Source organism: Staphylococcus sp. HMSC13A10 (assembly GCF_001808005.1).
Lineage (GTDB): Bacteria > Bacillota > Bacilli > Staphylococcales > Staphylococcaceae > Staphylococcus > Staphylococcus pasteuri.
The window spans coordinates 76,415-84,587 of sequence record NZ_KV791851.1; the positions used below are offsets into that span (position 1 = coordinate 76,415).

Consider the following 8,173-nt stretch of genomic DNA (forward strand, 5'->3'; position numbering starts at 1 on the left):
AGTTCATGCATAAGAAAATAGAGGAACGCCTTAGCTAAAGCTAATGCATAAGAAAAACTAAGGTACTAAAGTACCAAGTTTTTCTAAAAAATACTTTTAACTCGTGAGTAAATCATTTAATATTGAATATGAGTATATGAAGTCGAGGGATATGATATGAGAAAACGAGCAAGAATTATTTATAACCCGACATCTGGTAAAGAACTTTTTAAACGAATGTTACCTGATGTTTTAATAAAATTAGAAAAAGCTGGATATGAAACTAGTGCCTATGCAACAGAGCGTGAAGGTGATGCGACGCTTGAAGCAGAACGTGCACTCGATAACAATTATGATATCTTAATTGTTGCTGGTGGGGATGGAACCTTAAATGAAGTTGTAAATGGTATTGCAGAACAACCTAATAGACCTAGATTGGGTATTATACCTATGGGTACAGTAAATGATTTTGGACGTGCCTTACATTTACCAAATGATATTATGGGTGCCTTAGATGTGATTATTGAAGGTCATAGTACTAAAGTTGATATCGGTAAAATGAACAATCGTTATTTTATCAATTTAGCAGCAGGTGGCCAACTTACACAGGTATCATATGAAACACCTAGTAAATTAAAGTCAATCGTAGGATCATTTGCCTATTACATTAAAGGATTCGAAATGTTACCACAAATGAAGGCAGTTGACTTACGCATTGAATATGATGATAAAGTCTTTCAAGGTGAAGCATTATTATTCTTATTAGGTTTAACAAATTCTATGGCAGGATTTGAAAAATTAGTTCCTGATGCAAAATTAGACGATGGTTATTACACATTAATTATTGTTGAAAAAGCTAACCTAGCAGAATTAGGGCATATCATGACCTTAGCATCAAGAGGCGAACATACAAAACATCCTAAAGTAATATATGAAAAAGCAAAATCAATCAATATTTCATCGTTTACAGATATGCAACTTAATGTTGATGGCGAATATGGTGGTAAATTACCAGCAAACTTCTTGAATTTAGAACGACATATTGATGTATTTACACCTCATGACATTCATAATGAAGAATTAATTGATCAACCAACAGTAACACCACAGTTAAAATCAGAAGATCATCAACAGAATGAAGACAAATAATAATAAATATGAAATTAACACAAGGTTAGGATAGTAAAAATAACATGTCCTAGCCTTTTCATATGTGGGGGAAAGAAATTGGAAACATTAAAGAAAAATGAAATAAAAACAGGCCAAGTTTTAGATTTAACTCATGAAGGACATGGCGTTGTCAAAATTGATAGATATCCTATATTTGTTCCTAATGCCTTAATTAACGAAACAATAGAATACAAAATTATTAAAGTGAAGAAAAATTTTGCGATAGGTAAACTTCTAAATGTAATTGTAGAGAGTGATTCTCGTGTAGAACCCCCTTGTGTTTATTATGATAAATGCGGTGGGTGTCAGCTTCAGCATATGACTTACCAAGCTCAACTCACAATGAAAAAAGAGCAAGTCATCAATTTATTTCATCGAAAAGGATCATTTAACGATACAGTTATACACGATACTGTTGGAATGGAAGACCCGTGGAGATATAGAAATAAATCACAAATACCAATTGGTTTAAATAATAATAAAAAACCTATAATGGGGTTTTACCGCCAACGTAGTCATGACATTATTGACATGGATAGTTGCTTAATTCAAGATGAGAAACATCAACAAGTTATGAATGATGTAAAACAACTCATATCTGAACTTAATATCAGTGTTTATAATGAAAAGACTAAAAAAGGTTTACTACGTCATTTGGTTGTACGAACAGGTCATTATACAAATCAAATGATGATTATATTAGTTACTAATGGCAAAGCATTCAAACAAGCCAATCAATTAGTAGAAGCGTTAGTTAAATTGCATCCCAATGTAACAAGTATTAAACAAAATATCAACGATGCACATTCAAATGTTATTATGGGGCGTAAATCTATTACACTTTATGGTACTGATGAAATTGAAGATAAGCTAAGTGAAATAACATTTAATATTAGCGATCAATCTTTCTATCAAATTAATTCACATCAAACTGAAAAACTATATAACCAAGCATTAGAATACGCTCAGTTAACGGGCAATGAAATTGTTTTGGATACGTATTGTGGTATAGGAACAATTGGTTTATATATGGCAGGAAAATCTAAGCACGTTTATGGTGTGGAAGTCGTACCATCTGCAATCAAAGACGCAGAAGAAAATGCGACTATAAACCAATTAGAAAATACAACTTTTGTCTGTGGGAAAGCAGAAGAAGTTATTCTAAAATGGAAAGCAGAAGGAATAAGACCAGATGTAGTAATGGTCGATCCACCAAGAAAAGGTTGCGATGAAACTTTCATTAAAACGTTATTAGAATTAAATCCTAAGCGTATTGTATATATTTCTTGTAATCCGTCTACACAACAACGTGATGCACAATTACTTAGTCAACAATATGATTTGAAAGAAATTACTCCAGTAGATATGTTCCCACAAACGACTCATATAGAAACAGTTGCATTATTTGAAAGAAAATAGTCTGTTTTAACTATTGTTGATTGCTATATAAAGACGATTATTAAAATTATATTACAAGCAACTTACTTTCTTGAAAATAGCTTTAGTATCGCTATTAAACGTTGTATACTAATGTTAAATTTAGAGATAAATGGAGGGTTGGTTGTGCATAAAATTGATTTGTTTCCAGATAAAATAAACTTACGTCGTTTTGTATTAATGCAAATAGTACTAGTTATGTTTGTTATTTTATTTACATATAAATGGGCTTACAAAATAACTCATATTATAGAACAAAATATTTTATTAAATCTAGTTTATGGTTTTGCGGGATTTGTGATTTTATTAATTGTTCATGAATTTATACATCATATTTTATTCATTTTATTTTCTAAAGGTGAAAAGCCTCAATTGAAATATAAAAAGGGAACAATGATATTGCAATATACTGAAAGTTGCTTTAATAGATGGCAATTTAGCATAATCATGTTAGCTCCATTAATTATCATTAGTTCTATATTGTTAGTACTTATTAGCACATATGCCTACTCATCATTAATATTTATGTTTAGTATTCACGTTGGTTATTGTGTATTTGATATTTTATTAGTTTCCCTTGCACTTGCTAGTAAATTTAAATATATTCAAAAATACGATGAAGGTTTATATTTATACCAACATAAACCTAATGAAATGCATCATGAATAATGAAAAAGGTATAATACCGCCCCTCTAATTTGAGGAGGTGGTATTTTTGTTTTGTAAAACAAAGCATGAAGTTCGTGAAATGTTGTCTTACAATTTATAATGAGAGTAATAGATAATAGTGAACGAAAGGCGGTGAATACATGGAAGAAAGAAGGATTATACACATTGATATGGATTACTTTTTTGCACAAGTTGAAATGAGAGATAATCCAAAATTAAAAGGAAAACCTGTGATCGTCGGTGGCAAAGCAAGTAATAGGGGTGTGGTTTCCACAGCATCATATGAAGCAAGAAAATACGGTGTACATTCAGCTATGCCCATGTCTCAAGCGCATAAATTATGCCCGAATGGTTATTATGTTACGAGTAGATTTGATGCATATAGAGAAGCATCTAAACAAATAATGGATATATTTCGTAGTTATACTGAAATAGTTGAACCTATGTCATTAGATGAAGCGTATTTAGATATAACACATCTAGTTAGACCGGATTTACCTGCGTCAACAATTGCTAATTTCATTAGAAGAGATATTTTAGAACAAACAGAATTAACTGCTTCAGCAGGAGTTTCTTATAATAAATTTTTAGCTAAATTAGCAAGTGGTATGAATAAACCCAATGGTATTACAGTGATAGATTATAACAACGTTCACGATATATTAATGAATTTGGACATAGGGGAATTTCCAGGAGTAGGTAAAGCGTCTGAAAAGGTTATGCATAATAATAATATCTTTACAGGGCAAGATTTATATAATAAGGATGAGTTTGAATTAATACGTTTATTTGGTAAGAGAGGACGAGGTCTATATAATAAGGCAAGAGGTATAGATTACAATGAGGTGAAAGCTACAAGAATACGTAAGTCAGTTGGAACTGAACGTACTTTTGCAACAGACGTAAATGATGATGATGAAATCTTGAGAAAGGTTTGGGAATTATCAGGGAAAACAGCAGAGAGACTTAATAAATTACAAAAATCCGGAAAAACGGTGACAGTTAAAATTAAAACATACCAATATGAAACACTCTCAAAGCAGACAAGTCTAAGAGATCCAGTTAATTCAGAGACGGATATATATAATATTGCTTATACGCTTTATACAGAATTAAAAGATCCTGATATACCAATCCGATTAATTGGTGTAACAGTAGGAAATTTAGAGCAATCAGCTTATCGAAATATGACAATATATGACTTTTTATAAAGGCTAGTAATGTAAGTAAAATACTTCATTATTAGCCTTTATCTTTTAAATCTTTACCATAAATATTTAACATACTAGACAAATCATCATAGTGTTTTAATAATCGAAATGTAATCATAGCACAAGCTTTAGCATCATTTAATGCATCATGATGACCGTGAAAATCTAACTTATAAAAATCCATCATATGTTTCAATCCATATCGGTGAGATTGAACCGTGCGTTTGGCCAATTGATATGAACAGAAATAGGTAAGATGGGGTGTTTCTAAACCAATTGATTGAATACTTTGATGCAATACATTCATATCAAATGCTGCATTATGTGCAACTACGGGAAGTTCCTCTATAAATTGCATCATATATGGATATACATAAGCGAAATCAGGAGAAGAGACTACATCTTCAGGGTGAATACCATGAACATTAATATTTTGTTCTGAGAAGTAATCATTTGGATTAACTAATGTATGGAATGATTCTGTAATTTTATTATCAATGACTTTGACCATACCTACTGAACAGATACTGGTACGTTTACCGTTAGCAGTTTCAAAGTCCAACGCAACAAATGCATTTTTCATTTTGTATATGACAACTCCTTTAATACATGACTAATATCATTTACTTTACATCAAAATGAGTATAAATCATAATAAATCAGATTTCACAAAAATATTTTCAATTAGAGATTGAGCTGAGTTAATACTTATTAAAATAGGATAAGGATGAATAGATGGTCTATACCAAAATGACACATATCACTTATGTAGAACAACCAATTAAAGAAGTAATAAGGAAAGCACCACAACCTCCTCAAAAAAGAAAAGGTTTGTCTCCTAAATAAGTTAGGAAACAAACCTTTTAGTTATTATTCAACTATTAAAAAATAACTTTTAGAGTTCAATAAAACCTAATTGTATTATTCTTCGTCGAATGAACGTGTTGCTAGTTCTTTTTCATAAAGATATAAAGTATTGCAATCGTCGCCGATACGATTTAAATAATCGATGTGTGTTTCAAACATTGATTCTTCTTCAACTTGTTCATCTAAGAACCAATTTAAGAATGAAATAGTAGCGTAGTCTTTTTCTCTATGTGCAATTTCAGATAAATTATAGAAACGTTTTGTAACATCTTGTTCTTGAGCTAAACCATCTTTAAATGTTTCTAAAATAGAATTGAAATCAACTTTAGGTGCTGGTAATGCTGTAAATTTAGCATGACCACCACGATCATTAATGTAGTCATAGATTTTTTTACCATGGAATCTTTCTTCTTTTGCTTGTTGAATGTAGAAATTTGCGAAACCTTCATATGATTCTGAATCGCAATAAGATGCCATCGCCATATATGCGTGAGCAGCAAAATACTCATGATTCATTTGTTCATTTAATGCATCTAAAAGTTCTTTGTTTAACATTTTTATTCACCTCATATTAAATAATTTAATTACTTTCCTTACTAACTAAACTGAGTATAACAAACTTATTCTCATTCGTAAATAATAATTATTATAATCTAGGGTGCATTTTTATCTTTTTAATTGAGAATCTTTTTAGTTATACCCTCTGCGTGTTATAATTATGCGAGTGAATAGTAATAGGGAGGAAACAAATGAGACAATGGACTGCAACCCATTTAGCGAAGTTAGCGCGTAAGGCAAGTAGAGCCGTGGGTAAAAATGGAACTGACTTACCAGGTCAAATCGCACGTAGAGTCGATCAAAATATATTAAGAAAATTAGCCGAACAAGTAGATGATATTGTATTTATTAGTGGTACTAACGGAAAAACGACGACATCTAACTTAATTGGACACACATTAAAAGCCAATCATATCGATATTATCCATAACAATGAAGGTGCGAACATGGCAGCAGGAATTACATCCGCCTTTATTATGCAAACAACAAAGCAAACAAAAATTGCAATTATTGAAATAGATGAGGGATCAATACCACGAGTACTTAAAGAAGTAACGCCGTCAATGATGGTATTTACCAACTTCTTTAGAGACCAAATGGACAGATTTGGTGAAATAGACATCATGGTTAACAATATTGCTAAATCAATTAGCGATAAAGGTATCAAATTATTATTAAATGCCGATGACCCGTTTGTTAGTCGTCTTAAAATTGCTAGTGAAACACGTGTTTATTATGGCATGAAAGCACACGCACATGAATTTGAACAAAGTACTATGAACGAAAGTAGATATTGTCCAAATTGTGGTCGTTTACTTGAATACGATTATATCCATTACAATCAAATCGGTCATTATCATTGTGAATGCGGATTTAAGCGTGAACAACCTAAATATGAAGTGACTTCATTTGAAACTTCACCATTCCTTAAATTAAATATTGGTGAAACGTCATTTAATATGAAAATAGCAGGGGATTTTAATGCTTATAATGCGCTAGCAGCATATACTGTTTTAAGAGAACTTGGTTTAAATGATGAATCTATTCAAAAAGGTTTTGAAACATATACCTCTGACAATGGACGTATGCAATACTTCTCATTGAACCAAAAAGAAGCAATGATTAATTTAGCGAAAAATCCAGCTGGAATGAATGCTAGCTTATCAGTAGGTGAACAATTAGAAGGACGTAAAGTGTATGTTATTAGTTTAAATGACAATGCTGCAGATGGTCGAGACACTTCTTGGATATATGATGCTGATTTTGAGAAGTTAAGTAATCAAGATATAGAAGCTATCATAGTAACAGGAAATCGTGCTGAAGAATTACAATTAAGATTGAAATTAGCAGAAGTAGATGTTCCAGTAGTACTTGAAAGAGATATTTATAAAGCAACTGCTAAAACAATGGATTACACAGGATTTACTGTTGCCATTCCAAACTATACTTCATTATCACCAATGCTAGAACAATTGAATCGTTCTTTTGAAGGAGGACAATCATAATGAAGCATGAATTGACAATTTATCATTTTATGTCTGATAAATTAAACTTATATAGCGATATAGGTAATATTATCGCATTAAAAATGAGAGCTAAAAAACGTGGTATTCAGCTTAAAGTTGTTGAAATCAATGAAACAGACAATGTTACATTTGATGACTGTGATATCTTCTTTATCGGTGGGGGAAGTGATCGTGAACAATCACTAGCAACGAAACAATTAAGTAAAATTAAAACACCACTGAAAGAAGCAATTGAAGATGGTATGCCAGGTCTGACAATTTGTGGTGGCTATCAATTTTTAGGAACAAAATATATTACACCTGATGGGACAGAACTTGATGGTTTAGGCATTTTAGACTTTTATACTGAATCCAAAGAAAATCGCTTAACTGGAGATATTATTATAGAAAGTGATACATTTGGTACAATTGTAGGATTTGAAAACCATGGCGGTAGAACATTCCATAATTTTGGTACTTTAGGACATGTGACACATGGATACGGTAATAATGATACAGATCGACAAGAAGGTATTCATTATAAGAACTTATTAGGAACATATTTACATGGTCCGATTTTACCTAAAAATCATGAAATCACTGATTACCTATTAGAGAAAGCCTGTGAAAGAAAAGGTATTCCATTTGAACCAAAACAATTAGACAACACAGAAGAAGAAGCGGCTAAACAAGTTTTAATTGATCGTGCAAACAAAAATAAATAAGTATTAAAACATGTCGTGACATATCATTTGTGGGGATAAGAACTGAAGTTTC

Annotated in this window: 8 protein-coding genes; 6 read left to right on the forward strand and 2 right to left on the reverse strand. The window is 31.4% G+C overall.

The features are described 5' to 3' along the window. Positions 1–156: 156 nt before the first annotated feature. From HMPREF3125_RS04235 to dinB, 4 genes are all read left to right on the forward strand, one after another. A complete protein-coding gene (locus tag HMPREF3125_RS04235; RefSeq protein WP_046467430.1) occupies positions 157–1,128 on the forward strand; it encodes a diacylglycerol kinase in 972 nt (323 codons plus the stop codon). A 78-nt stretch (positions 1,129–1,206) separates the two neighbouring features. Continuing rightward, on the forward strand, positions 1,207–2,568 hold the full coding sequence (gene rlmD, locus HMPREF3125_RS04240; RefSeq protein WP_017637866.1) for a 23S rRNA (uracil(1939)-C(5))-methyltransferase RlmD: 1,362 nt from the start codon (positions 1,207–1,209) through the stop codon (positions 2,566–2,568). A gap of 144 nt (positions 2,569–2,712) precedes the next feature. Next, on the forward strand, positions 2,713–3,255 hold the full coding sequence (locus HMPREF3125_RS04245; RefSeq protein ID WP_017637865.1) for a DUF3267 domain-containing protein: 543 nt from the start codon (positions 2,713–2,715) through the stop codon (positions 3,253–3,255). 140 nt (positions 3,256–3,395) lie between these two features. Then, positions 3,396–4,466: a DNA polymerase IV gene (gene dinB / locus HMPREF3125_RS04250; RefSeq protein WP_017637864.1), complete on the forward strand. Its 1,071-nt coding sequence runs from the start codon at positions 3,396–3,398 to the stop codon at positions 4,464–4,466. Between the two features lie 31 nt (positions 4,467–4,497). Here the strand turns inward: dinB and HMPREF3125_RS04255 are convergent, their stop codons facing one another. Both HMPREF3125_RS04255 and ftnA read right to left on the reverse strand, forming a co-directional pair. After that, positions 4,498–5,049, reverse strand: coding sequence for a 3'-5' exonuclease (locus HMPREF3125_RS04255; RefSeq protein ID WP_017637863.1), 552 nt, complete (start codon positions 5,047–5,049; stop codon positions 4,498–4,500). 338 nt (positions 5,050–5,387) lie between these two features. Further along, the gene (gene ftnA / locus HMPREF3125_RS04260; protein WP_017637861.1) at positions 5,388–5,888 is read right to left on the reverse strand and encodes an H-type ferritin FtnA; all 501 of its coding nucleotides are present in this window, start codon (positions 5,886–5,888) and stop codon (positions 5,388–5,390) included. A gap of 194 nt (positions 5,889–6,082) precedes the next feature. On the opposite strand from ftnA, the gene HMPREF3125_RS04265 reads away from it, so the two are divergent. Next, positions 6,083–7,396 (forward strand): lipid II isoglutaminyl synthase subunit MurT, encoded by a 1,314-nt coding sequence (locus tag HMPREF3125_RS04265; protein ID WP_017637860.1) that lies wholly within the window; start codon positions 6,083–6,085, stop codon positions 7,394–7,396. Further along, on the forward strand, positions 7,396–8,121 hold the full coding sequence (locus HMPREF3125_RS04270; protein ID WP_046467432.1) for a lipid II isoglutaminyl synthase subunit GatD: 726 nt from the start codon (positions 7,396–7,398) through the stop codon (positions 8,119–8,121). The genes HMPREF3125_RS04265 and HMPREF3125_RS04270 overlap by 1 nt, the downstream gene beginning before the upstream one ends. Positions 8,122–8,173: the final 52 nt, after the last annotated feature.